24 protein-coding genes and 1 riboswitch are annotated in these 22957 nt (G+C 71.7%); of the genes, 11 read left to right on the forward strand and 13 right to left on the reverse strand.

Features of this window, described 5'->3' with window-relative positions:
• Positions 1-12: 12 nt before the first annotated feature.
• Both ACZ7OU_RS41635 and ACZ7OU_RS41640 read left to right on the forward strand, forming a co-directional pair.
• The gene (locus tag ACZ7OU_RS41635) at positions 13-459 is read left to right on the forward strand and encodes a pyridoxamine 5'-phosphate oxidase family protein (RefSeq protein ID WP_470259519.1); all 447 of its coding nucleotides are present in this window, start codon (positions 13-15) and stop codon (positions 457-459) included.
• Between the two features lie 26 nt (positions 460-485).
• Complete coding sequence (locus ACZ7OU_RS41640) at positions 486-1061, forward strand: PH domain-containing protein (protein ID WP_470259520.1); 576 nt, start codon at positions 486-488, stop codon at positions 1059-1061.
• A 10-nt stretch (positions 1062-1071) separates the two neighbouring features.
• Here the strand turns inward: ACZ7OU_RS41640 and ACZ7OU_RS41645 are convergent, their stop codons facing one another.
• Both ACZ7OU_RS41645 and lepA read right to left on the reverse strand, forming a co-directional pair.
• A complete protein-coding gene (locus tag ACZ7OU_RS41645) occupies positions 1072-1641 on the reverse strand; it encodes a Uma2 family endonuclease (RefSeq protein ID WP_470259521.1) in 570 nt (189 codons plus the stop codon).
• A gap of 132 nt (positions 1642-1773) precedes the next feature.
• Positions 1774-3624, reverse strand: a complete 1851-nt coding sequence (gene lepA, locus ACZ7OU_RS41650; RefSeq protein WP_470245938.1) for a translation elongation factor 4 — start codon at positions 3622-3624, stop codon at positions 1774-1776.
• A 115-nt stretch (positions 3625-3739) separates the two neighbouring features.
• Here lepA and ACZ7OU_RS41655 point away from each other — a divergent pair, with 115 nt between their 5' ends.
• Positions 3740-4360, forward strand: coding sequence for a class I SAM-dependent methyltransferase (locus tag ACZ7OU_RS41655; RefSeq protein ID WP_470245937.1), 621 nt, complete (start codon positions 3740-3742; stop codon positions 4358-4360).
• Here the strand turns inward: ACZ7OU_RS41655 and ACZ7OU_RS41660 are convergent.
• The gene (locus ACZ7OU_RS41660; RefSeq protein ID WP_470259522.1) at positions 4357-4731 is read right to left on the reverse strand and encodes a VOC family protein; all 375 of its coding nucleotides are present in this window, start codon (positions 4729-4731) and stop codon (positions 4357-4359) included. The two genes, ACZ7OU_RS41655 and ACZ7OU_RS41660, sit on opposite strands and share 4 nt — an antisense overlap.
• A gap of 23 nt (positions 4732-4754) precedes the next feature.
• Positions 4755-5618 carry a DMT family transporter gene (locus ACZ7OU_RS41665; RefSeq protein WP_470245935.1) on the reverse strand — a complete coding sequence of 288 codons (864 nt, stop codon included), beginning with the start codon at positions 5616-5618 and terminating at the stop codon, positions 4755-4757.
• Positions 5619-5950: 332 nt separating this feature from the next.
• On the opposite strand from ACZ7OU_RS41665, the gene rpsT reads away from it, so the two are divergent.
• Positions 5951-6211, forward strand: coding sequence for a 30S ribosomal protein S20 (gene rpsT, locus ACZ7OU_RS41670; RefSeq protein WP_360672178.1), 261 nt, complete (start codon positions 5951-5953; stop codon positions 6209-6211).
• A gap of 72 nt (positions 6212-6283) precedes the next feature.
• Here the strand turns inward: rpsT and holA are convergent, their stop codons facing one another.
• Positions 6284-7264: a DNA polymerase III subunit delta gene (gene holA, locus ACZ7OU_RS41675; RefSeq protein ID WP_470245934.1), complete on the reverse strand. Its 981-nt coding sequence runs from the start codon at positions 7262-7264 to the stop codon at positions 6284-6286.
• Positions 7265-7400: 136 nt separating this feature from the next.
• Positions 7401-7534, forward strand: a riboswitch (SAM riboswitch).
• Positions 7535-7546: 12 nt separating this feature from the next.
• On the opposite strand from holA, the gene thrC reads away from it, so the two are divergent.
• On the forward strand, positions 7547-8812 hold the full coding sequence (gene thrC / locus ACZ7OU_RS41680) for a threonine synthase (protein ID WP_470259523.1): 1266 nt from the start codon (positions 7547-7549) through the stop codon (positions 8810-8812).
• A gap of 3 nt (positions 8813-8815) precedes the next feature.
• Here thrC and ACZ7OU_RS41685 read toward each other — a convergent pair whose 3' ends face one another.
• The 7 genes from ACZ7OU_RS41685 to nadD all read right to left on the reverse strand — a co-directional run bounded on the left by ACZ7OU_RS41685 (position 8816) and on the right by nadD (position 15428).
• Positions 8816-11197, reverse strand: coding sequence for a ComEC/Rec2 family competence protein (locus ACZ7OU_RS41685; protein ID WP_470259524.1), 2382 nt, complete (start codon positions 11195-11197; stop codon positions 8816-8818).
• Complete coding sequence (locus ACZ7OU_RS41690; protein WP_470259525.1) at positions 11194-11916, reverse strand: ComEA family DNA-binding protein; 723 nt, start codon at positions 11914-11916, stop codon at positions 11194-11196. The genes ACZ7OU_RS41685 and ACZ7OU_RS41690 overlap by 4 nt, the downstream gene beginning before the upstream one ends.
• Positions 11917-12174: 258 nt before the next feature.
• The gene (locus tag ACZ7OU_RS41695; protein ID WP_470259526.1) at positions 12175-13032 is read right to left on the reverse strand and encodes a DegV family protein; all 858 of its coding nucleotides are present in this window, start codon (positions 13030-13032) and stop codon (positions 12175-12177) included.
• Between the two features lie 4 nt (positions 13033-13036).
• Entirely contained in the window at positions 13037-13765 is a 729-nt protein-coding gene (octT, locus tag ACZ7OU_RS41700; RefSeq protein WP_470259527.1) for a diglucosylglycerate octanoyltransferase, read from the reverse strand.
• Between the two features lie 3 nt (positions 13766-13768).
• A complete protein-coding gene (locus ACZ7OU_RS41705; protein WP_470245928.1) occupies positions 13769-14383 on the reverse strand; it encodes a histidine phosphatase family protein in 615 nt (204 codons plus the stop codon).
• Complete coding sequence (gene rsfS / locus ACZ7OU_RS41710; RefSeq protein ID WP_470259528.1) at positions 14380-14775, reverse strand: ribosome silencing factor; 396 nt, start codon at positions 14773-14775, stop codon at positions 14380-14382. Before rsfS ends, ACZ7OU_RS41705 begins: the two co-directional genes overlap by 4 nt.
• Before the next feature lie 59 nt (positions 14776-14834).
• Positions 14835-15428 (reverse strand): nicotinate-nucleotide adenylyltransferase, encoded by a 594-nt coding sequence (nadD, locus tag ACZ7OU_RS41715; RefSeq protein ID WP_470259529.1) that lies wholly within the window; start codon positions 15426-15428, stop codon positions 14835-14837.
• Between the two features lie 174 nt (positions 15429-15602).
• Here nadD and ACZ7OU_RS41720 point away from each other — a divergent pair, with 174 nt between their 5' ends.
• The 5 genes from ACZ7OU_RS41720 (at position 15603) to ACZ7OU_RS41740 (ending at position 21552) form a co-directional block, all read left to right on the forward strand.
• Positions 15603-17714, forward strand: coding sequence for a RecQ family ATP-dependent DNA helicase (locus ACZ7OU_RS41720; RefSeq protein WP_470259530.1), 2112 nt, complete (start codon positions 15603-15605; stop codon positions 17712-17714).
• Between the two features lie 93 nt (positions 17715-17807).
• The gene (locus tag ACZ7OU_RS41725; RefSeq protein WP_470259531.1) at positions 17808-19079 is read left to right on the forward strand and encodes an MFS transporter; all 1272 of its coding nucleotides are present in this window, start codon (positions 17808-17810) and stop codon (positions 19077-19079) included.
• Between the two features lie 69 nt (positions 19080-19148).
• Positions 19149-20870, forward strand: a complete 1722-nt coding sequence (argS, locus tag ACZ7OU_RS41730) for an arginine--tRNA ligase (RefSeq protein WP_470259532.1) — start codon at positions 19149-19151, stop codon at positions 20868-20870.
• Between the two features lie 11 nt (positions 20871-20881).
• Positions 20882-21271: a PPOX class F420-dependent oxidoreductase gene (locus ACZ7OU_RS41735; protein WP_470245922.1), complete on the forward strand. Its 390-nt coding sequence runs from the start codon at positions 20882-20884 to the stop codon at positions 21269-21271.
• A complete protein-coding gene (locus ACZ7OU_RS41740; RefSeq protein WP_470245921.1) occupies positions 21268-21552 on the forward strand; it encodes a putative quinol monooxygenase in 285 nt (94 codons plus the stop codon). The genes ACZ7OU_RS41735 and ACZ7OU_RS41740 overlap by 4 nt, the downstream gene beginning before the upstream one ends.
• Here the strand turns inward: ACZ7OU_RS41740 and ACZ7OU_RS41745 are convergent.
• Positions 21522-22121 carry a TetR/AcrR family transcriptional regulator gene (locus tag ACZ7OU_RS41745; protein ID WP_470259533.1) on the reverse strand — a complete coding sequence of 200 codons (600 nt, stop codon included), beginning with the start codon at positions 22119-22121 and terminating at the stop codon, positions 21522-21524. The two genes, ACZ7OU_RS41740 and ACZ7OU_RS41745, sit on opposite strands and share 31 nt — an antisense overlap.
• Positions 22122-22182: 61 nt before the next feature.
• Here ACZ7OU_RS41745 and ACZ7OU_RS41750 point away from each other — a divergent pair, with 61 nt between their 5' ends.
• The gene (locus ACZ7OU_RS41750) at positions 22183-22896 is read left to right on the forward strand and encodes an SDR family oxidoreductase (RefSeq protein ID WP_470259534.1); all 714 of its coding nucleotides are present in this window, start codon (positions 22183-22185) and stop codon (positions 22894-22896) included.
• The last annotated feature ends 61 nt before the right edge of the window (positions 22897-22957 follow it).

Consider the following 22957-nt stretch of genomic DNA (forward strand, 5'->3'; position numbering starts at 1 on the left):
TTAGGTTGGGGCATGAGCGTTGATCTGGAGCAGGTTCGCACGCTGTCGCTGCGGGAAAATGGCCTGGCCACCGTTGCCACGACGCGGGGCGATGGCACCGTTCACTCCTCCGTTGTCAACGCCGGTGTCTTCGATGACCCGGTGACCGGTGCTCCGGGCGTCGCCTACGTCGCGGTCGGCAAGGCGCACAAGCTCCTGTTGCTGCGGCGGGCCGGGCATGCCACCGTGACCTTCCGCCGCGGCTGGAACTGGGTCTCCGTCACCGGTGCCACCCACCTCGTCGGGCCGGACGACCCCGACCCCGCCTTCGACCCCGCCGGCCTGTCGAAGCTCCTGCGTGACGTCTTCGTCGCCGCCACCGGTACCCACGACGACTGGGACGAGTACGACCGCGTGATGGCCGACGAGCGGCGGGTCGCGGTGTTCGTGACGGCCGACCGGATCATCGGCAACCCCTGACCCGCCCGGACCCAGGAGCCGACCCGTTGTCCGAGTCCCCCGCCCGCGTCACGACGCCCGTCAAGGTCCTGGTCGGCGTGCTTCTTGTCGCCGACGCCGGCTTCGGCGCCGCACTCGTCTCCGGTCTGGTGCGCGGCCTCTCGCCGTGGCTGATCGGTGGCGCCTACGCCGCGACCGTGCTCCTCGCCGTCGTGGCCTTCCAGCTCTCGCGCGCCCGCAGGCTCAAGCGCGGCCTCGCCGGCCTGCAGGACCTCACCGTCGGCGACGAAGGCCTCCGCGTGCCCGCGGGCACGCTCAGCACGCGGCTGATCCCGTGGTCGCAGATCGCCGACGTCTCGACGCGCCGTTCGGCCCGCTTCGGCGACGGCTTCCTGCGCGACGCTCTCTGGGTCGACCTGGTCACCGGCGAAGGCGTCGAGAGCTCGGTGCAGCGCTACGCACCCCGCGGCCGCCTCGCCCCGGCGCCGCCCCAGCGACGCCAGTTCGACCAGACGGCGATCCTCGACCCGGCCCTGTTCGACGCGGTGGTCGACCGGCTGCGGAAGGAGCTGCGAAACCGGCAGCTGCACGCCCAGCTGCGCGGCACACCCCGCATCCGCTGAGCCGCCGCGGTCAGCCGAGCCGGCCCAGCAGCTCCCGCGGCACGATCCGCACCGGGAACGGCCGCTCGACTTCGAGCACCTCGTCGCCCGCCGCCTTGGCCACCTGCTGGTAGCACCCGTCCTCGTCCAGCTCGAACACGGTCAGCGAGGGATCCCCGGGATCGATCACCCAGTAGCTGGGGGTGCCGAGCCGCTCGTAGATCGCCTTCTTGGTGTTGAGGTCGTGGATCGCCGTGCTCGGCGAGAGCACTTCGACCGCGAGAACCGGCGGCACCGGGAGATCCTTCTCGGTGAAGTCTTCGTCCCGGCCGACCAGGACGTCGGGTTGCAGCTCGATCTTGTCACCGTGGTGCACCGCGAACGGCGCCCCGACGACCTCGAACTGGGGCGGGCACGAAGCCTCCAGGACGCCGTGAAGTCGGTAGGCGATCTTCTGGTGTCTCAGGCCGGGCGCAGGGCTCACGACGAGCACCCCGTCGATGAGCTCGTAGCGTCGGCTGTCATACGGGATCCCCTCGAGGTCGCGCACCGTCAAGGGGCCCGAATCGGTGGGATGCTCGCTGTCCGCCATGGCCGTCATGGTGCTCTCCTTTCGCTCTTCGCACCAGAGCGAACCAGACAGCACCGACAGAAACCGCGTCGAACACGGGTTCGGCGCCCACATTCACTCGGAGGCGTGGATATGGGCGCCACTGTCACATCAACGTGACACTTACTTCTTGTTCTTTCCCGAGTCCTCAGTGGACAGTGCGGCGACGAAGGCCTCCTGCGGGACCTCGACCCGGCCCACGGTCTTCATCCGCTTCTTGCCTTCCTTCTGCTTCTCCAGCAGCTTGCGCTTACGCGAAATGTCACCGCCGTAGCACTTGGCCAGAACGTCCTTGCGGATCGCGCGAATCGTTTCGCGGGCGATGATCCGGGCGCCGATGGCCGCCTGGATGGGCACCTCGAAGTTCTGCCGCGGGATCAGCTCGCGGAGGCGGTTCACCATGCGGTTGCCGTAGTTGTAGGCGTCGTCCTTGTGCACGATCGCGGAGAACGCGTCCACGCCCTCGCCCTGTAGCAGGATGTCCACCTTGACCAGGTCCGCCGCCTGCGTGCCGGCCTCTTCGTAGTCCAGCGACGCGTAACCGCGCGTACGCGACTTCAGCGTGTCGAAGAAGTCGAAGATGATTTCGCCCAGCGGCATGTTGTAGCGCAGCTCGACCCGGTCCTCGGACAGGTAGTCCATGCCGAGCAGCTGGCCGCGCTTGTTCTGGCACAGCTCCATGATCGTGCCGATGAACTCCGACGGCGCCAGGATGCTGACCTTGCTGACCGGCTCCAGCACCTTGTCGATCTTGCTCCCGGTCGGCCAGTCCGACGGGTTGGTGACGTGGATTTCCTTGCCGTCGTCCAGCACCACGTCGTAGACCACGTTGGGCGCGGTGGAAATCAGGTCGAGGCCGAACTCGCGCTCGAGCCGGTCGCGCGTGATCTCCAGGTGCAGCAGGCCGAGGAAGCCGCAGCGGAAGCCGAAGCCGAGCGCCACCGACGTCTCCGGCTCGTAGTCGAGCGCGGCGTCGTTCAGCTGGAGCTTGTCCAGGGCCTCGCGCAGCTCGGGGTAGTCGGAGCCGTCCACCGGATACAGTCCGGAGTAGACCATCGGCTTCGGTTCGCGGTAGCCCGCCAGCGCTTCCTTGGCGCCGTGGCGTTCCGACGTCACGGTGTCGCCGACCTTCGACTGCCGGACGTCCTTCACACCGGTGATCAGGTAGCCGACCTCGCCGACGCCGAGCCCCTTGCTGGCCTTCGGCTCCGGCGAGATGATGCCGACTTCCAGGAGCTCGTGGGTCGCGCCGGTGGACATCATCTTGATGCGCTCGCGCGGGGTGATCTTGCCGTCGACGACGCGGATGTAGGTGACGACGCCGCGGTAGGTGTCGTAGACCGAGTCGAAGATCATCGCGCGGGCGGGCGCGTCCGCGTCGCCCTGCGGCGCCGGGACCGACTTCACGACCTCGTCGAGCAGCGCGCCGACGCCCATGCCGGTCTTGGCCGAGACCCGCAGGACGTCGTCGGGCTCGCAGCCGATGATGTGGGCCAGCTCACCCGCGTACTTGTCGGGGTCGGCCGAGGGCAGGTCGATCTTGTTGAGCACCGGGATGATCTGGAGGTTGTTCTCCAGGGCGAGGTAGAGGTTGGCCAGCGTCTGGGCCTCGATGCCCTGCGCGGCGTCGACCAGCAGGACGGCGCCCTCACACGCCTCCAGCGCCCGGGAGACCTCGTAGGTGAAGTCGACGTGGCCGGGGGTGTCGATCATGTGCAGGACGTGGTCCTGCCCGTCGACCTTCCAGGGCAGCCGGACGTTCTGCGCCTTGATCGTGATCCCGCGCTCGCGCTCGATGTCCATCCGGTCGAGGTACTGCGCGCGCATGGCCCGCTCTTCCACGACGCCGGTGAGCTGCAGCATGCGGTCGGCCAGGGTGGACTTGCCGTGGTCGATGTGCGCGATGATGCAGAAGTTCCGGATGAGCTCCGGAGGCGTGAAGGTGGTGTCGGCGAACTTGTTGAGCGCTGTCACTCGAATGAGTCCTCGGAAAGTCGGGGATGGCCACCTCTATGCTCCCATGCCCCTCCGGGTGCCAGTGGGGGTCATCCCCGATGCGGGTGTTCGTGATCCGTGGTGCCCTCGAAGTATGAGCACATCGCACCAGCCGGCACCCCCTCCCCAGCCGGAGACCAGCGGCTTCGCCCGCGTTCTCGACCGTGCGTTCGGTCACCCCTCCGGTCCGCTCGGCCGCCTCGGCGGCTGGGTGATGGCGCGGGGCAACGCCGCGACCGAGCAGCGCATCGTCGACCTGGCCCGGATCGAGCCCGACGAGACCGTCCTGGTCGTCGGACCCGGCCCCGGCGTCGGCCTGGACGCCGCCGCGCGGCTGGCCGGGCGCGCCCTCGGCGTCGACCCCTCCCCCGAGATGCTCGGGCTCTGCCACGAGCGCTGCGGCGACCGCGCTGAGCTGCGGGAAGGGTCGGCGGCGCACACCGGCGAGCCCGACGGGTCCGTGGACGTCGTGCTGACCGTCAACAACGTCATGCTCTGGGACGACCGCGCGGCCGGGTTCGCCGAGCTGTTCCGGGTGTTGCGCCCCGGCGGTCGGCTGCTGCTGTCCGCGCACGAGAAGTGGCTGCCCGTGAGCAGGCACGTCCTGGCCGACGAAGCCGCCGGAGCGGGCTTCGCCGACCTGCAGACGTGGACCTGGGACCCGCCCGGCTTCGCCGCGCTGGCCGCGCAGCTGCGCGCCGTCAAGCCCGCCTAGCGGGTGTCCACGCGGATCGGGTGGCCCTCGGGCACCTCGACCAGCACGATGCGCGTGCCGTCCGGGTCGGCGATCCAGGCCTCGTCGAGGCCCCAGGGCTCGCGCTGGGCGTCGCGCACCGGCTCCAGGCCCTTCGCCTTCAGGTCGGCCATCGTGGCGGCCAGATCCCGGACCTGCAGCCAGAGCACCAGATCGGGCGACGAGCCCGTCTCGCCCCGGCCGGAGACCTCCAGGGAGCCGTGGCCGAGGAAGAACACCATGCCGCCGGGGAACTCGCGCTCCACGGCCAGGCCGAGGGTGTCGCGGTAGAACGCCGTCGTCGCGCCGGCGTCGCGCGGGCGGACGATCAGCCTGCTCTTCAGGACTTCCATCCGACCATCCCTACCGGACGCGCTCAGGCGGCCGCAATCGCGGCGATGCCCGACAGCACGATCACCGACCCGGCGAGCCGCCGCACGGCGTCGCGTTCGCCCAGCACCAGCCACGCGGCGAGGCCGCCGAGCACGATGCTCAGCTCGCGGGCGGGCGCGACCAGGCTGACCGGCGCCATCGTGAGGGCGAACAGCACGAGGATGTACGCGACCGGCGAAAGCACCGCGACGACCAGCACCTCGCGGCGCTGCTCGCGCCAGATCCGCGTCACCTCGGCGCGGCCGGCCAGTGCGCCGGGCACGAGCAGCACGCTCTGCAGGATCGAGCCGAGGCCGAAGTAGACGACCGGCGGCACGCCGAGACCGGTCACCGAGTGCGCGTCCCAGAGGGTGTAACCGGCGATGACGGCGCCGGTCAGCAGGCCGTAGAGGATGCCGGCCTTGACCGCGTGCGGGTCGCCGCCCTTGCGGCCGGTGCTGATCACCAGCACCCCGGCGACGACCAGGAAGGCGCCGAGCAGGCCGAGCCAGCCGGGCCGTTCGCCGAGCACGAGGACGGCGGCCAGCACCGACAACAGCGGCCCGGTGCCCCGCGCGACCGGGTAGACGACGGAGAGGTCGCCGACGCGGTACCCGTGCTGCAGCACGATGCCGTAGGCGATGTGCAGCACCGACGTGACCACGGCGGCCACCAGCCAGCTCCACTGTGGACGTTGCGGTTCGACGACCAGCAGCACGACCGTCACCGGCAGGAGGATGACCGCGGAAGCGGTGTAGTAGAGCCAGACGAACTGGGTGCCGCCGGAGGAGATCCGCTTGGCGGCCAGGTTCCACGCGGCGTGCACGACCGCGGCGACGAGGACGAAGGACAGGGCGGTGGTGTTCATGGGACCCTTCGGGTTTTCGCGCGCGCGAAAACCGGGTCCTCCAGGCTTTTGCCCCGTCAGATGAACGACCGGCCGTCCGGGCCCGCCGACGGTGCCGCTCGGACCAGACCCGCCGGTCCTGGTTGTGTACCGCGAGATGCCTGCGGACCGGCGACGGAACCCTAGGCACTACCGCGGCCCACCGTACTCCCGGTGCCGGACGTCCGCGGTCCGGCTGTTAAAGTTGCTTCTCGCTGCCCGTGCGGCATTCCGTCATGGAGGAAGCCCGCTCTCCGAGTGGGGCCAATTCAGCGCGGCGGCGAATCTCACCGAGTGAAAGAGGAGTTGCCCCTATGGCCAACATCAAGTCGCAGATCAAGCGCATCACGACGAACGAGAAGGCGCGTCTGCGCAACCAGGCGATCCGGTCCTCGGTGAAGACCGCGATCCGCAAGGTCCGCGAAGCCGCCGAGGCCGGCGACAAGGCCAAGGCCGTCGAGCTGCAGCGCGACGCCGCCCAGAAGCTGGACAAGGCCGTCTCGAAGGGCGTTCTCCACGCCAACCAGGCCGCCAACAAGAAGTCGGCGCTGGCGAAGCGCGTCAACGCGCTCTGAGCTGGTTGATTTCCGGCTGTTCGATTTCCCAGAAAGCCCCGGCTTCGGCCGGGGCTTTCTTCATGTCCGGGATCAGCGCTCGCCCTTGGCGGCCGCCACCTGGAGGACCGCGCGCTCCAGCGCGTAGCCCGGGTCGGCCGCCACGCCCTTGACCTCGGCGTTCAGCCTCGCCACCACGCGCATCGCCGTCGCCAGGCCGTCCTGGTTCCAGCCGCGGACCTGGCCCTGCGCCTTGCGGATCTTCCACGGCGGCATGCCCAGCTCGCCCGCCAGCTGGTTCGGGTTGCCCCGGCCCGCGCCGGAGACCCGCGCGATCGTGCGGACCGCGTCGGCCAGTGCGTCCGCGACCAGGACGTGCGGGACGCCCAGCTGCATCGCCCAGCGCAGCGACTCCAGTGCCGCCGAGCGATCGCCGCTCACGGCCTTCTCCGCGACCGCGAACCCGGTCACGTCCGCGCGCCCGCGGTGGTAGCGGCGGACCGCTTCGGCGTCGACGGACCCACCGGCGTCCGCCACCAGCTGCGTCGCCGCCGAGGAGAGTTCCCGCAGGTCGGAGCCGACGGCGTCGATCAGCGCGGCGACTCCGGCCGGGTCGATCTTGCCGCCCGCACGGCGCACCTCGTGCCGCACGAACTGCTCGCGCTCGGCCGGCTTGGTCATCTTCGGGCACTCCGTGACCTCGGCGCCGGCCTTCTTCAGCACCGCCGGGAGCGTCTTGCCCGCCTTGCTGCGCCCGCCGCCGGTGTGCACGACGACCAGCACGACGCCGTCCGCCGGGTCCTTCAGGTAGGACGCCACGGCGTCGGCCAGCTCCTGCGAGATGTCCTGCCCCGACTCCAGGACGATCACGCGACCCTCGCTGAACAGCGACGGGCTGACGAGTTCGGCCAGCTCGGGGGCTGTGAGATCGGACACCCGGACCCGGGTCAGCTCGGCCGTGGCGTCGAGCGCGCGCGCCGCGGCGAGCGTCTCGCGGACGGCGCGCTCGATCAGCAGTTCTTCCTCACCCAGGACCAGGTGCAGCGGGGCCGGGGCGGTGGCTTGGGCGGTCACGGGAGGATCCTCTCACTTGCGGTGTCGTGCGCCCGCTCCGGTGATGTCGAGCGGCCGGCATGGCACGGCCCGAGCGCCATGTCGTACGGTGTCCTCGAGGCGGCGCGCAGTTTGGCGCGCACCGACAACCGAATACCGCTCATCCAGAGGGGCAGAGGGAACGGCCCGACGAAGCCCCGGCAACCGGCGTACAGCCCGTCATCCCGCATTCGCGGGGTAGCTGACGACCACGGTGCCAATTCCGGCCCGCTTCGGCGGGGCAGATGAGGAAGGAACCTCGCGATGACCGCCACCCTCGGAACGACCTCCACCACGAAGACCCCGGATCTCGGTCCCGCCGTCGAGCTGGTGTCGAAGGAAGAGGGCCACCGGCAGCCGCTCGCGCCGGAGTTCGTCTCCGCCGAGGACTTTTCGCCGCTCGAGGTCGCTTACGACTTCGGCCGCGTCCGCCGCGAAGACATCGAAGCCGGCCCCAAGAACATCTGGCGCTACAAGAAGCTCCTTCCGGTTCCGTCGAACATCGAAGAGATCCCGAACACCGAGCCCGGCGCGACCCGGCTGATCCGCGCCGACCGCCTGGCCAAGGAGCTCGGCCTCAAGCGCCTGTGGGTCAAGGACGACACCGGCAACCCGACGCACTCGTTCAAGGACCGCGTCGTCGCCGTCGCGCTGGCCGCGGCCCGCGAGTTCGGCTTCGAGGTGCTCGCCTGTCCGTCGACCGGCAACCTGGCCAACGCGACGGCCGCCGCCGCGGCCCGCGCCGGCTGGCGGTCGGTCGTGCTGATCCCGAAGACCCTCGAGCGCGCCAAGATCCTCACCACCGCGGTCTACGACGGCGACCTGATCGCCGTCGACGGCAACTACGACGACGTCAACCGCCTCGCCACCGAGCTCGCCGGCGAGCACCCGAAGTGGGCGTTCGTGAACGTGAACGTCCGGCCGTACTACTCGGAAGGCTCGAAGACGCTGGCCTTCGAGGTCGCCGAGCAGCTGGGCTGGCGCATCCCGCCGCAGATCGTCGTGCCGATCGCCTCCGGTTCGCAGCTGACCAAGGTGGACAAGGGTTTCCGCGAGCTGGGCCAGCTCGGTCTCGTGGACGCCAGCCCGTACAAGGTGTTCGGCGCGCAGGCGACCGGCTGCTCGCCGGTGTCGGCCGCCTTCCGCGCCGGCCAGGACGTGGTCCAGCCCGTGAAGCCGGACACGATCGCCAAGTCGCTGGCGATCGGCAACCCGGCCGACGGCCCCTACGTGCTCGACATCGTCAACCGCACCGGCGGCGCGATCGAGGACGTCACCGACGAAGAGGTCGTCGAAGGCATCCGGCTGCTGGCCCGCACCGAAGGCATCTTCACCGAGACCGCCGGCGGGGTCACCGTCGCGACGGCGAAGAAGCTGATCGAGACGGGCAAGCTGGACCCGGACGCCGAGACGGTCCTCCTGATCACCGGCGACGGCCTCAAGACCCTCGACGCGGTCGAGAACCACATCGGCCCGAAGGCGACCGTGGCGGCTTCCGCCAAGGCCGTGAACGAGGCGCTCGGCTACTGACGCTCACCGCCGGGGCGGGCCACGCGGCTCGCCCCGGCGCGCTACCGCCGGCCCGGCCGGGTCGCCGACCACGGCCGTATCACCATCCACATCGGTCCGGGTCACCAATGCTCCCAACGCTTTCAGGCTGTCCATTGTGGACTTGTTCGGGTGCCCGTAGGTGTTGCCGGCGCCCACGCTGACCAACGCCACCCGCGGCGCCACCGCCGCGAGGAACGACGGCAGCGAGTAACGCGAACCGTGGTGAGGAACCTTCAACACCTCCGCCTTCAGGTCGTCGCCGTCGGCCAGCAGGTCGGCCTGGGCCGCCAGCTCGACGTCACCGGTCAGGAGTACCCGGCCGGCCGGGCTTCGCGCTCGCAAGACCACCGAGCTGTTGTTGATCGTCGTGCCGTCCTGCTGCCCGGCCGAGCGCTCCGGCACGTAGCGCGGGCCGAGCACGTCGAGCGACAGCCCGGGCCACGCCAGCCGCTCCCCCGGGCTCAGCTCCACCAGCGGCACGCCCTGCCGCTTCGCCTCCGCGGCGACCTGCCGCCACGCCCACTCCGGCGCCCGCCCCGGGCCGACGGCGATCCCGCCGACCGCCCGGCCGTCGAAGACCGACGCCAGCCCGCCGATGTGGTCGGCGTGCAGGTGGCTCAGCACCAGCAGCGGGATCCGGTCGACCGCCAGCCGGTGCAGGCACTCGTCCACCGGCCCCGGCTCGGGTCCGGTGTCCACGACGACCGCGCGTCCCGGCTCGGCGGTCGCCAGCACGACCGCGTCGCCCTGCCCGACGTCGCACTCGACCATCGCCCAGTTCCGCGGTGGCCACGCCGGCGCGAGCACCCGGACCGGCACGAAGATCAGCAGCGCGCCGACGACCAGCACCGCCAGCACCAGCCGCACCCGCCGGCGCCGGGCGGCCAGCACCAGCACCACCAGGACCGCGGCGGCTAGCAGCCCACCCGACCAGCCGCCGGGCCAGGCGACAACCGCGCCGGGAGCCCGCGCGCCCTGACGCGCCACGGTGATCAGCCACCGGGCCTCCGGGTCGGCCAGGTGCACCAGGACCTTCCCGGCGCCCGGCCACCAGGGACCGAGCACCGTCGCCAGCAGGCCGAGCACCGTCACCGGAGCCACCACGGGCGCGGCGAGGACGTTGGCCAGCACCGAAACCAGGCTCACCGACCCCGCCATGCCCGCGATGACCGGCGCCGTCACGAGGAAGGCGGCCAGCGGAATCGCCAGCCCGTCGGCGAACCCCGGCGGGACGCCGCGACGGGCCAGCGCAGCGGCCCAGCGTGGCGCGACGAGCACCAGCCCGGCCGTGGCGAACACCGACAACGCGAACCCGAAGTCCGTCGCCATCGCCGGATCCGTCACCACCAGCACGCACACCGCGAACGCCAGCGCGGGCAACGCCGAGCCTCGCTTGCCCAGCGCCAGAGCCAGCAACGCGACCGCCGCCATCACCCCGGCCCGCAGCACGCTGGGCTCCGGCCCGACCAGCACGAGGAAGCCGGCCAGGCACGCGCCGGCCGCCACCGCCGACAGCCGTGGCCCGAGCCGCAGGAAGCGCAGCAGGAGCAGCACCGCGCCACACGCCACGGCGAGGTTTCCCCCGCTGACCGCGGTCAAGTGGGCGAGCCCGGCGGTGACGAACTCCTGCTCGACCCGCGGCGACAACCCGCTCGTGTCGCCCAAGACCAGCCCAGGCAGCAGGCCGCCGGGTTCCTCGGGCAGGACCTGGCACAGGTCGTGGAGTCCGGCGCGCAGCCCGGCCGCGGTCCGCTGCCACCACGGCGCCGGCCCGAGGTCGCCCGGCGGGCCGCGCACGGACAGCACCGCGACGGTCAGGTCCGAGCCGCGTGGCGCCATCAGCAGGCCGCTCGCCGTCACGTCCTGGCCCGGCAGCAATGACGCCCACTGCGCGACCGGCGCCAGGAGCAGGACGCGTCCGGACGACGTGACCGGCCGGCCGTCGACCGACGCCGTGCGGACGTCGGCGGTCAGCACCACCGACCGGGCACCGGCCTGCTGATCGGCATAACCCGCGCCGCGCACGGGCTTCGGACGCTCGGCGACGACGACCCGCACCGACGCGGGGAGCCCGTCGGCCGAAGCCGCGCGGAGGTCGTCGCGTTGCGCGTCCCGGATTCGCCAGGCGACCGGGCCGGCGGCGGCGAGTCCGAGCACCAGCAGGGCCGCGGCCGCGCCGAGCGCCCGGGGACGCCCTCGCGCCCGCCAGAGCACCAGTCCGGCGAGCACCGCCGAGGCGAGGCCGACGGCGACGGCCGTCCACCAGCCCAGCAGCAGGCCGCCGAGTGCGGCGAGCCAGCACGCCAGCGCCGCCGGGACGAGCCGCAGGTCCTGCCGGGTGTCGGTCGTGGGGAGGGTGCTCATCCGACCGTCACCTGCTCGCGCAGCTTTTCGAACTTGCTCTCCCCGATGCCGGAGACGTCGCGCAGTTGCTCGACCTTCGCGAAGCCGCCGTGCTCGGTGCGCCACTGGACGATCCGCTGGGCCGTCACCTCGCCGACGCCGGGCAGTGTGTCCAGCTGGTCGGCGCTCGCCGCGTTGAGATCGACCTTGGCGGCCGCCGGAGCACCGGCGGCCACGGCGGCGGGTGGTGCCGGGATCCCGACCGCGAGCTGCTCCCCGTCGGTCACCCGGCGGGCGAGGTTGAGCGCGCTCAGGTCCGCGCCGGGCTCGGCGCCGCCCGCGGCCCGCAGGACGTCCGCGACGCGGGCGCCCTGGACCACGGTGACGAGGCCGGGCGACCGGACGCGGCCGATCACGCTGATGACGAGACCGGCCTGGGGCGCCGCCCGGGCCGGCACTTCGCTCGCCGGTTTCGCGCTGGGCAGCGACGGTGGTGGCTCGGGTACCGGCGGGCCGCCGAAGAGCGCGACCGCACCGAGGACGATCACCACGACCGAGACGAGGACGCCGGCGAACGCCCACCGGCGGCGGCCGGCCCCGGCTGCTCCACCGGGCAGCCAGCGCCGGACCAGCCGGCCGCCGGGCCCGACCGTGCTCGCGTCGGGCGAGAACTGGTCGGCCAGCCAGGCGAGCCGGTCGTTGACGGGAGGGCCCGGATCCCGGGCGGGCTGCTCGAACACACGATCGACGTTAGGGCTCGCGGGGCGGCGTCCGACAGGGGTGCCGCCGCGTCCTGTGGACAACCGGGGTGCTGTGGACGGATCCACCCCGCCCGGGCCGGAACGGCCGTTTCCGTCGTACCCGGGTGGCATGCTGGAGGGTTCGGCGCGCCGGCGCCGGTGGTGGGCCGCGCGCGTGACCGAAGAGGACGAGCGGAAAGGGCCCGTCGCGGGGAAGGTGCCCGTCAGCGCATCCGGCCGGCGTCTCCGGTCACCGCACTAGCCGCGGGACGGGACCGTCCGCTGGACGACCACGCCGAGCACCCCCGGCCCGGTGTGGGCCCCGATCACCGCGCCCAGCTCGGAAACCACGCAGCCCGCCGACCGCGGCACGGCCTCTTCCAGCCGGTTCGCCAGCTCGACCGCCCGCTCCGGCGACGCGAGGTGGTGGACCGCCAGCTCGACGTCGTCGTCCCGCGCGGCCTGGGCGGCGAGCTCGACCAGCCGCGCGAGCGCCCGGTTCATGGTGCGGACCTTCTCCAGCGGCAGGATCCGGCCTTCGGACATGTGCAGCACCGGCTTCACCGCCAGCGCCGTGCCGAGCAGCGCGGCCGCCGGGCCGATCCGGCCGCCGCGACGCAGGTGGTCGAGCGTCTCGACGACGAACAACGTCGACGAACAGGCCGCCGCGGTCACCGCCGCGGCCTCGACTTCGGCCGCCGAAGCCCCGGTGGCCGCGGCGGCCGCGGCGTGCAGCGCGGCGAACCCGAGCCCCATCGCGGTGGTGCGCGAGTCGACCACGCGGACCCGATCCGGCCCGACCTCCTGCGCCGCCAGCACCGCCGCTTCCCAGGTGCCCGACAGCTCACGCGAGAGGTGCACCGAAACGATCGAGTCCGCGCCGCCGTCGAACGCGGCGCGATACTCCGCGACGAACTCCGTGGGCGTGGGCCGGGACGTCGTGACGATCTTGCGCTGGCTCATCGCCTCGGCGACCGCCGCCGGGCCGGTCTCGACGCCGTCGAGGGAGACCACGCCGTCGACCAGGACGTGCAGCGGCACCACCCGGACCGCGTGCCGTTCGGCGAAGCCCTCCGGCAGGTGGGCGGTGGAATCCGTGACTACGGCGACCGACACGCCGTCAGCCTACGTGGCCGGGGGTCAGCACCGGCGCCATCAACACGGACATCGCGTCGCCCACCGCGGCGTGACCCTTCCAGCCCCAGTGCATGCCGTCGGGGTTCCCCTCGCCGCTCAGGACGTGCTCTCCGACAACGGCTTCGAGGTCCAGCAACGGAATTCCCGCTCGCGCCCCCCAGGCCTTCATCGCGGCCTCCGCGGCCGGACGCGCGGTGTGCACGCCGCCGTAGGCCGCCGCCCGGTGCACCGAGGGCAGCATGCTGAAGATCGGCAGCTCGGGCCGCAGAACGCGCAACGCACCCACCGCCGTGTCGAGGTACTGCACGGTGAGCTTGGCCGGCAACACCGTGGGACGGCCGCGGAGCGCGACCGACAACCGCGGCTGTGCGGCGAGATAAGCCTTGCGCACCACGCGCCGGACCGGGTCGGGCCGCAGGTACTTCAGCCCCGTGCGCAAGTAGGTCGGCAACGGCGAAGGCAGCGTGTCCATGCTGCCGACCGCCAGCACGACCGCGTCGACGTGGTGCAGATCGGCCCACACGCGCGGGTCGCCGGTCAGCGACCACCAGGCGTCGCGGGCGGTCCAGCCGATCCCGGCGACCAGGTCGGCGGTGCCGCCGAGGGCCGCGGCGGCGACGTTGGGCCACAGCCGCGGTTCGTCCGCGGCGCAGGGTCCTTCGGGACCGTGAAAGCTCAGCGAATCGCCGAACACGAGCAGGCGCGGCCCCATCGGCTAGCCGTGCATCCCCGCGTTGTAGGCCTGCAGCCGCCACTTCCCGTCGCGCGCGCCCAGTTCGACCCAGTGGCAGTTCGAGATCCCGCCCAGCGACGGCCAGGTCTCCACCGGCAGGTTCAGCAGCCGCGCGGTGAGCGCGGTGATCAGGCCGCCGTGCGCGGCCAGCAGCACGGTGTCGCCCACCGAAGAGTTGGCCTGCTGCAGGTCGGTGACGACTTCGCTCGCGCGGTCGGCGACGTCGAGGCGGTTCTCGCCGCCGGGAGGCGCCCAGGTCGCGTCCTTGCGCCAGCGGTCGCGCTCACCGGGGTAGGCCGCGTCGACCTCCGCGCCGGTGAGCCCCTGCCATTCGCCGAGGTGCGTCTCGCGCAGGCGCTTGTCGATCCGCAGCGGGACGCCGATCGCGTCGGTGAGCACGGTGGCCGTGTCGGTGGCGCGGCGCAGGTCGGACGCGATGACGAGGTCCGGGGAGAACCGGGCCAGCGCGGGGACCGCGAACCGGGCCTGGTTCCAGCCGACCGGCGTCAGCGCCGAGTCGAGGTGACCCTGCATCCGCCCGGCGGCGTTGTAGTCCGTCTCGCCGTGGCGCCAGAGCACGAGCCGCCGCGGGCTCACGGGACGTCCGGGTCCTCGTCGGCGGGCACCTCTTCGAGACCGGCCACCTCGATGCGCGGGCAGTCCTTCCACAGCCGCTCGAGGCCGTAGAACGAGCGCTCCTCGACGTGCTGGACGTGCACGACGACGTCGACGTAGTCGAGCAGGACCCAGCGGCCCTCGCGGGCGCCTTCGCGGCGGACCGGCTTGTGGCCGCTCTCCCGCAGCTTCTCTTCGACGTTGTCGACGATCGCGCCGACCAGGCGCTCGTTGGACGCGGAGGCGAGGACGAAGGCGTCGGTGATGACGAGCTGCTCGGACACGTCCAGCACGACTACGTCGCTGGCCTTCTTGTCCGCCGCCGCGTGTGCGGCCGCTACGGCCAGCTCTCGTGCCTCGGACGTGGCTGCCACGGTGCTCCTTCACAGATCGGGTTCGCCCGAGAAGAGTACCCGCCGCGACCAGGAGCGCTTCAGTCGCTCTTCCGGTAGAGATCCTTCTTCGCGATGTAGCGGACGACGCCGTCGGGGACGAGGTACCAGACCGGCTCCCCGCGCTCGACGCGGTCGCGGCAGCCGGTCGAGGAGATCGCCATCGCGGTGACCTCGACGAGGCTCACCTTGCCGCTGGGCAGGTGGTGCGAATTGAGCCGGTAGCCGGGCCGCGTGACGCCGATGAAGTGCGCGAAGTCGAACAGCTCGTCGGCCTTGTGCCAGGTCAGGATCTGCTCGAGCGCGTCGGCGCCGGTGATGAAGTAGAGCTGGTCTTCGGGGTACTCGGCGTGCAGGTCGCGCAGGGTGTCGACGGTGTAGGTCTGGCCGGCGCGGTCGATGTCGACGCGGCTGACCGAGAAGACCGGGTTGGACGCGGTCGCGATGACCGTCATCAGGTAGCGGTCCTCGGCCTTGGTCACCTGGCGGGCGGTCTTCTGCCACGGCTGCCCGGTGGGGACGAAGATCACTTCGTCGAGCCCGAACCGGGACTGCACCTCGCTCGCCGCGACGAGGTGGCCGTGGTGCACGGGGTCGAACGTGCCGCCCATGACCCCGATCCGCCGTGGTGACATGACTCGGGAGCCTATACATCGCGCGCGCGAGGCGTCGGGTGCTGTTCACCACCTCGCCCGACCCGGGCAATGTCTGTGATTCAGGTCACATAACCACCCGTATTCGTCACGAACGGTCCGTTCGCGACGCCGCCGATTCCCGGTTCGTCGGTGCCATGGGGTAGACGTGGGGACGTGGACACGACCAGCACCACCCCAGCCCTCCGCGACCGCGCCGAGACCCTCCTCCGGGCCCTGGCCGGTGACTCGGCGAAGCTGCGCGAAGACCAGTGGACGGCCATCGAGGCCCTGGTCGCGCAGCGGCGTCGCGCACTGGTCGTGCAGCGCACCGGCTGGGGCAAGTCGGCGGTGTACTTCCTGGCCACGGCGCTGCTGCGGGAACAGGGCAGCGGGCCGACGGTCATCGTCTCGCCCCTGCTCGCCCTGATGCGCAACCAGATCTCGGCGGCGGCCCGCGCCGGGATCCACGCGGCGACCATGAACTCCGCGAACCCGCAGGAGTGGGACCAGGTGCAGGCCTCGGTCGCGGCCGGCGAGATCGACGTCCTCCTGGTCAGCCCCGAACGGCTGAACAACCCGGACTTCCGCGACAACGTCCTGCCGAAGCTGACCGCGAGCACCGGGCTGCTGGTGGTCGATGAGGCGCACTGCATCTCCGACTGGGGGCACGACTTCCGGCCGGACTACCGGCGCCTGCGCACGCTGCTGGGCGACCTGCCCGACGGCGTGCCGGTGCTGGCGACCACGGCGACGGCGAACGACCGCGTCGTCACCGACGTCGCCGAGCAGCTGGGCCTCGGCACGGGCACCGACACGCTGGTGCTGCGCGGCACCCTCGACCGGGAGAGCCTCCGGTTGTCGGTGTGCCGGCTGCCGACGTCGCAGGCGCGGCTGGCCTGGCTCGCCGAGCACCTGGCCGAGCTGCCCGGGTCGGGGATCATCTACACGCTGACGGTGGCGGCGGCGCACGACGTCGCGTCGCTGCTGAAGGACCGCGGCTACCCGGTGGCGGCCTACACCGGCAAGACCGACCCGGCCGACCGGCAGGCGGCCGAGGACGACCTGCTCGGCAACCGGGTCAAGGCCCTGGTCGCGACGTCCGCGCTGGGCATGGGGTTCGACAAGCCGGACCTCGGGTTCGTCGTGCACCTCGGGGCGCCGTCGTCGCCGATCGCGTACTACCAGCAGGTCGGCCGTGCCGGGCGTGGCGTCGAACGCGCCGAGGTCGTGCTGCTGCCGGGCGAGGAGGACAAGGCGATCTGGGCGTACTTCGGGTCGCTCGCCTTCCCCGACGAGCTGCGGGTCACCCAGGTGCTGAACACGCTCTCCTACGCCGACCGTCCCCTTTCGACGGCCGCGCTCGAGCCGTCGGTGGAGCTTTCCCGGTCACGGCTGGAAATGGTGCTCAAGGTCCTGGACGTCGACGGCGCGGTGCGGCGCGTGAAGGGCGGCTGGACGAGCACGGGCGAGAACTGGGAGTACGACCGCGGGCGGTACCGGCGGGTCGCGGAGGCCCGGCAGCGCGAGCAGGACGCGATGCTCGGGTACCTGGCGGCCGACGGCTGCCGGATGGAGTACCTGCGGCGCCAGCTCGACGACCCCGAGGCGGCGCCGTGCGGCCGGTGCGACAACTGCACCGGCAAGTACTGGGACACGACGGTGGCCGACGACGTCGCCGAGGCGACCCGGGAACGGCTGCAGCGTCCCGGCGTCGAGGTCGCGCCCCGGAAGCAGTGGCCCACCGGGATGTCCTCTTTGGACGTTCCGGTGTCCGGCCGGATCTCGGCCGACGACCAGGCTGAGCCGGGCCAGGTGCTCGGGCGGCTCACCGACGTCGGGTGGGGCAACCGGCTGCGGGAGCTCGTCGGCGCGTCGGCGCAGGACACTGACGTTCCCGAATCGGTGTTCAAGGCCTGCGTCCAGGTGCTCGCCGGGTGGCAGTGGACGGAACGGCCGGTCGCGGTGATCGCCGTCCCGTCGGAGACACGGCCGCAGCTCGTCTACAGCCTGGCGACGCGGCTGGCCGAGGTCGGCAGGCTGGACTTCCTGGGCGCGCTCGACGCGGACGGGCCGCCGCCACGTCAGGCCAACAGCGCGCAACGGCTGGCCGACCTGTGGCGGCGGATGAGCATGCCGGCCGACCTCGCGGCGACGTTGCCGGCCGGGCCGGTCCTGCTGGTGGACGACGTCATCGACACCGGCTGGACGATGACACTGGCCGCGCGGCTGCTGCGGCGGGCCGGGGCGCCCGCGGTGCTGCCGTTCGCACTGGCGAGCACCGCCTGAGGAGGCCGACAGGAAACGGAGCAGTCGGGATCTTTCGCACCGCGAACGAATGTGGCAAAGTCCCGTCCACCTTCGGGGGACGTGGAGGCTGCCATGACCGTGCAGGTCCGGCACCGGCTGCCGGTGCGCAAGCTGTTCGCGGCGAGCGCAGGCAACGCGCTGGAATGGTTCGACTGGACGATCTACGCGACGTTCAGCATCTACTTCGCCGGCGCGTTCTTCCCGGCCGGGAACGACACCCTGGCCCTGATCAACACGTTCGCCACCTACGCGCTCGCGTTCTTCTTCCGCCCGCTCGGCGGAGTCCTGCTCGGACGCTTCGCGGACACGCGCGGCCGCAAGCCCGCCATGATCCTCACCATCCTGCTCATGGCGGGCGGCTCGGTCGCGATCGGGCTGCTGCCGACGTTCTCGCAGGTCGGCTGGCTGGCGCCGATCCTGCTGCTGCTCGCCCGCATCGCGCAGGGGCTGTCGCTCGGCGGTGAGGTGTCGAACGCGTCGGCCTACCTCGGCGAGATCGCACCGCCGGAACGCCGGGGCCGCTACTCGGCGTTCTTCTACATCTCGACCGGGACGGCCGTGCTGATCGCGACCGTGCTCGGGTTCGTCCTGGCCCGCGCGCTGGACAAGGCGCAGCTCGCGTCCTGGGGCTGGCGGCTGCCGTTCCTGCTCGGCGGCGTCTTCGGCGCGGTCGGGCTGTGGCTGCGCCGCAGCCTGGCCGAGACCGAACTGTTCGAGCAGACGAAGGCCAAGGCGCGGAAACTCGAACGGCCACTGCTGACGACGTTGACGCACCACCCCAAGGCCGTCGGCAGGCTCGTGGGCTTCACGATGCTCTCGACCCTCTGCTACTACACGTTCTTCAGCGCGCTCACGTCGTTCGCGGTGAAGAACCGGCACGCCGACGCGGACGCCGTGTTCTTCGCACTGTCCGTCGGCACGGCGCTGTTCATCGCCCTGCAGTACCCGATGGGCGCGCTCGCGGACCGGGTCGGGCGGAAGCCGCAGCTGCTCGTCTGGTCGGGGGCGACCGCGGTCGTCGTCGTGCCGCTGTCCACGTTGATCGGGCCGGGCATCGGCGGCCTGCTCGTCGTGTTCTGCGTCGGGCTCGGGCTGTACACGGCGATGACGTCGATCGCGCCGGCGATCATGAGCGAGCTGTTCCCGACCGAACTGCGCGGGCTGGGGATCGGCGCCTGGTACAACCTGACCGTCGCGATCTTCGGCGGCACCGCCCCGCTGCTCATCACCGTCTTCGGCACGATCTCGCCGACGCTCTACTTCTGGTACGTCGCGGCCGGCGCGGCGATCGCGTTCGCCGTCATCCTCACGCTGCCCGAGACCAAGGGCAGCGAGCTGCGGTAAACCCTTCGTCACCGGCCGGTCACGCTCGCTACGCTGCGCACTCCGAAGCCGAGCCGAAGGAGGGACACCGTGCAGCACGCCGACGTTACCGAGGAGCTGGCGCGCCGCGTGGTGGCCGCCGCCGGCAAGGCACTGGACGTCGAGCTGACGCCGGAGCAGGCGCTGATCCAGGCGTCGCCGCGCGAGGGCGTCGACTACCAGGGCAACCTCGCGATGAGCCTGGGCAAGCGGCTCGGCCGTCCGCCACGCGAGGTCGCGACGCTGATCGCGGGTGCGCTGGAACTGGACGGAATCGCCGACCCACCCGAAGTCGCCGGGCCGGGGTTCCTGAACTTCGTGCTGCGCAAGGAATGGCTGGAGACGCGCACCGCCGCGCTGCTCGGCGATCCGCGGCTCGGCGTGCCCGAAACGACTGCGCCACGGCGGATCGCGCTGGACTACAGCAGCCCGAACGTCGCGAAGGAGATGCACGTCGGGCACCTGCGCACGACGGTGATCGGCGACGCGCTCGCGCGCCTGCTGCGGTTCGCCGGCCACGAAGTGCTGCCGCACAACCACCTCGGCGACTGGGGCACGCCGTTCGGCATGCTCATCGAGCACCTCCTCGACGTCCCGGCCGGGCATCGCGCCATCGCCGACCTCGACGCGTTCTACCGCGAAGCACGGCAGAAGTTCGACGGCGACGAAGCGTTCGCGACGCGGGCACGCGAGCGCGTCGTGCAGTTGCAGAGCGGCGACGAAGAAACCCTGGCCGTCTGGCGGGAGCTCGTCGCGGAATCGACGCGGCACTTCGACGAGGTGTACGCGTTGCTCGGCATCACGTTGACCGACCAGGACATCTACGGCGAGAGCTTCTACAACCCGTACCTCGCGACGGTGGTCGACGACCTCGAGCAGGCCGGGCTGACCGAGATCAGCGACGGCGCGGTCTGCGTGTTCCCCGACGGCTTCCGCAACCGCGAGGGCGACCGGCTGCCGCTGATCGTCCGCAAGCGCGACGGCGGCTACGGGTACGCCGCGACCGACCTGGCCACCCTCCGGTACTGGACGGCCGAGCGCGGCGCGACGGACCTCCTCTACGTCGTCGGGACGCCGCAGGCGCAGCACTTCGCGATGCTGTTCGCCGTCTGCCGCGCGGCCGGCTGGCTGACCGGGCACGCCGAGCACATCGGCTTCGGCACGGTGCTGGGCGCGGACGGCAAAACCATCCGGACCCGCTCCGGCGACACGGTCAAGCTGGCCGACCTGCTCACCGAAGCCGTGACGCAGGCCGCCGCGGTCGTCGCCGAACGCAGTGAGCTGGACGCGGCGGGGCAAGCCGCAGTCGCGCGTGCGGTCGGCATCGGCGCGGTCAAGTACGCCGACCTGTCCGGCGACCGCGAACGCGACTACGTCTTCGCCTGGGACCGGATGCTCGCCAAGGAGGGCAACACCTCGGTGTACCTCCAGTACGCGCACGCGCGGACGCGGTCGATCCTGCGGAAGGCGGGCGGGCTTCCCGGCGGCGTCGAAATCACGCTGGAAGCGCCGGCGGAGCGGGCTCTGGCGCTGAAGCTGTTCAGGTTCGGCGAAGCGCTGAAGGCCGCGACAGACGGCTACGCGCCACACAAGCTCTGTACGTACCTGTACGAGACGGCCGTCTCGTTTTCCCGGTTCTTCGAGGAATGTCCGGTCCTGAAAGCGTCCTCATCGGACCTGCGCGCGTCCCGGCTGAGGTTGACTACGCTGACGTCGACCACGCTCGCGCTCGGGCTCTCGCTGCTCGGCATCGAAGCGCCCGACCAGCTCTAGCGGAGATCACCTTGGAACTGCCCGGCGACCTGCTCGCGCTGCTGCGCGAGCCCAGCCTCTGCTTCCTGTCCACCCTGATGCCGGACGGCTCGCCGCAGCTCACCCAGACCTGGGTGGACACCGACGGCACGCACATCCTCGTCAACACCGTGCGGGGACACCAGAAGCAGCGCAACCTCGAGCGCGACCCGCGGGTGGCGCTCAACGTCGCCGACCGCGAGCGGCCGTCGCGCTACTACGCGATCCGCGGGCGCGTGCTGGAGATGACCGAGGACGGCGCGGTCGAGCACATCGAGAAGCTGGCGCAGCGGTACCTCGGCGGCCCGTACCCGTGGTGGGGCGGCCGGGACCAGACGCGGCTGCTGCTCACGATCAAGCCGGATCGGATCAACCCGACGTGATCATCGTGGCCGGCTGGCTCGCCGTCGCTCCCGAGAGCCGTGACGCCTACCTCGACGACTGCGGCGAAGCCGTCCGGCTGGCGCGGGAAGCGCCCGGCTGCCTCGAGTACTCGCTGGGTGCCGACCTGCTCGATCCCGGCCGGATCACCGTGTACGAGCGCTGGGAGTCCGATGAGGACCTGGAGCGCTTCCGCGGGTCCGGGCCGTCGGACGAGCAGGCCGTGCAGATCCTCGACGCGTCGGTGGCGCGTTACCGGATTTCGGCGGTCGAGGCGCCGTGATCGGCCAGTAGCGCCACCAGCTCACCGGCCAGGCCACGGCCGATCGGCTCCCGCGTCGCGAGGAGCCGGTACCAGAGCGTGCCGAACACGACGTCGATCACCGTGCGGGAGCCGACTTCCGCCGGCAGCTCGCCGCGCTCGCGGGCGCGGTCGACGATGGTGCCGAGCGCTTCGCGGCGGCGGTTGAGGAAGTCCTCGCGGAACCGCTTGCCGAACTCCGGGTCGATCTGCGCCTGCGCCATCAGCGCGCGCAGCGTGTCCGCCACCTGCGCTTTTTCGCCCAGCTCGAACGTGCTGTCCAGGAAGCCGGCGAGGTCGGCGCGGAACGTCCCCTCGTCCGGGATCGGGACGTAGAGGTCCGCCTTCGTCGCGAGCGCGTCGAGCAGGACGTCGGCCTTCGACGGCCACCAGCGGTAGATCGTCTGCTTGCCGACGCCGGAGCGCGCGGCGATGCCCTCGACGGTCAGCGTGCCGTAGCCCGCCTCCGCGACCAGGTCGAGCGTGGCGGCGAGGATCGCCAGCCGGCTCTGTTCGCTGCGCTTGCGGCCGGGACGGGACTGGTCGGTCATGGGATCCGATGGTAGCGTCGATTTCGAAACGAGACGTACCGGTTCGAAATGGGGAACGAGCATGAGCATCGCACTTGTCGCCGGCGGCACCTCGGGCATCGGCCTGGCGACCGCGCGGCGGCTACGCGAGCGGGGTTACGACGTCCACGTCACCGGGCGTGGCAAGGAACGCCTCGACGACGTCGCGGCGAGCGACCCGTCCTTGACGGGACACCAGGCCGACGGCGGGGACGCCGCGGCGATGGCCGCGCTGGCGTCGTCGCTGGGGACGGTCGACGTGCTGGTGGTGAGCCTGTCCGGCGCCGAAGGGATGGGGCCGATCGCATCGCTGGATCTCGACGTGCTGCGCCGGGCCTTCGACGCGAAGTTCTGGGCACACCTGACGACGATCCAGGCGGTGCTGCCGCACCTGGCCGCGGACGGGTCGATCACGCTGCTCGGCGCGATCAGCGCCCACGCGGCGATGCCGGGGACGGCGGGCATCGGTGCGCTCAACGCGGCGGTGGAGGCACTGGTCAAGCCGCTGGCGGTCGAACTGGCGCCGCGGCGGGTGAACGCGGTTTCGCCGGGCGTCGTCGACACGGCCTGGTGGAGCGGCTTCCCGCCGGAGGTGCGCGAAGGGTTCTTCGCGCAGACGGCGGCGTCGATCCCGTCCCGCCGCGTGGCGACGGCGGACGACGTGGCCGAGGTGGTGGCGCTGGCGGCGACGAACCGCAACCTGAGCGGCACCATCCTGGAAGCCGACGGCGGCGCGCGCTTGGTTTCGGTCGGCTGAGGTCCGACGCGGCGGGGCATCACCCGTGATCAGCGAGGCATCACACGTGACTGGAAGGGCA

This window comes from Amycolatopsis sp. NPDC114505, assembly GCF_055633615.1.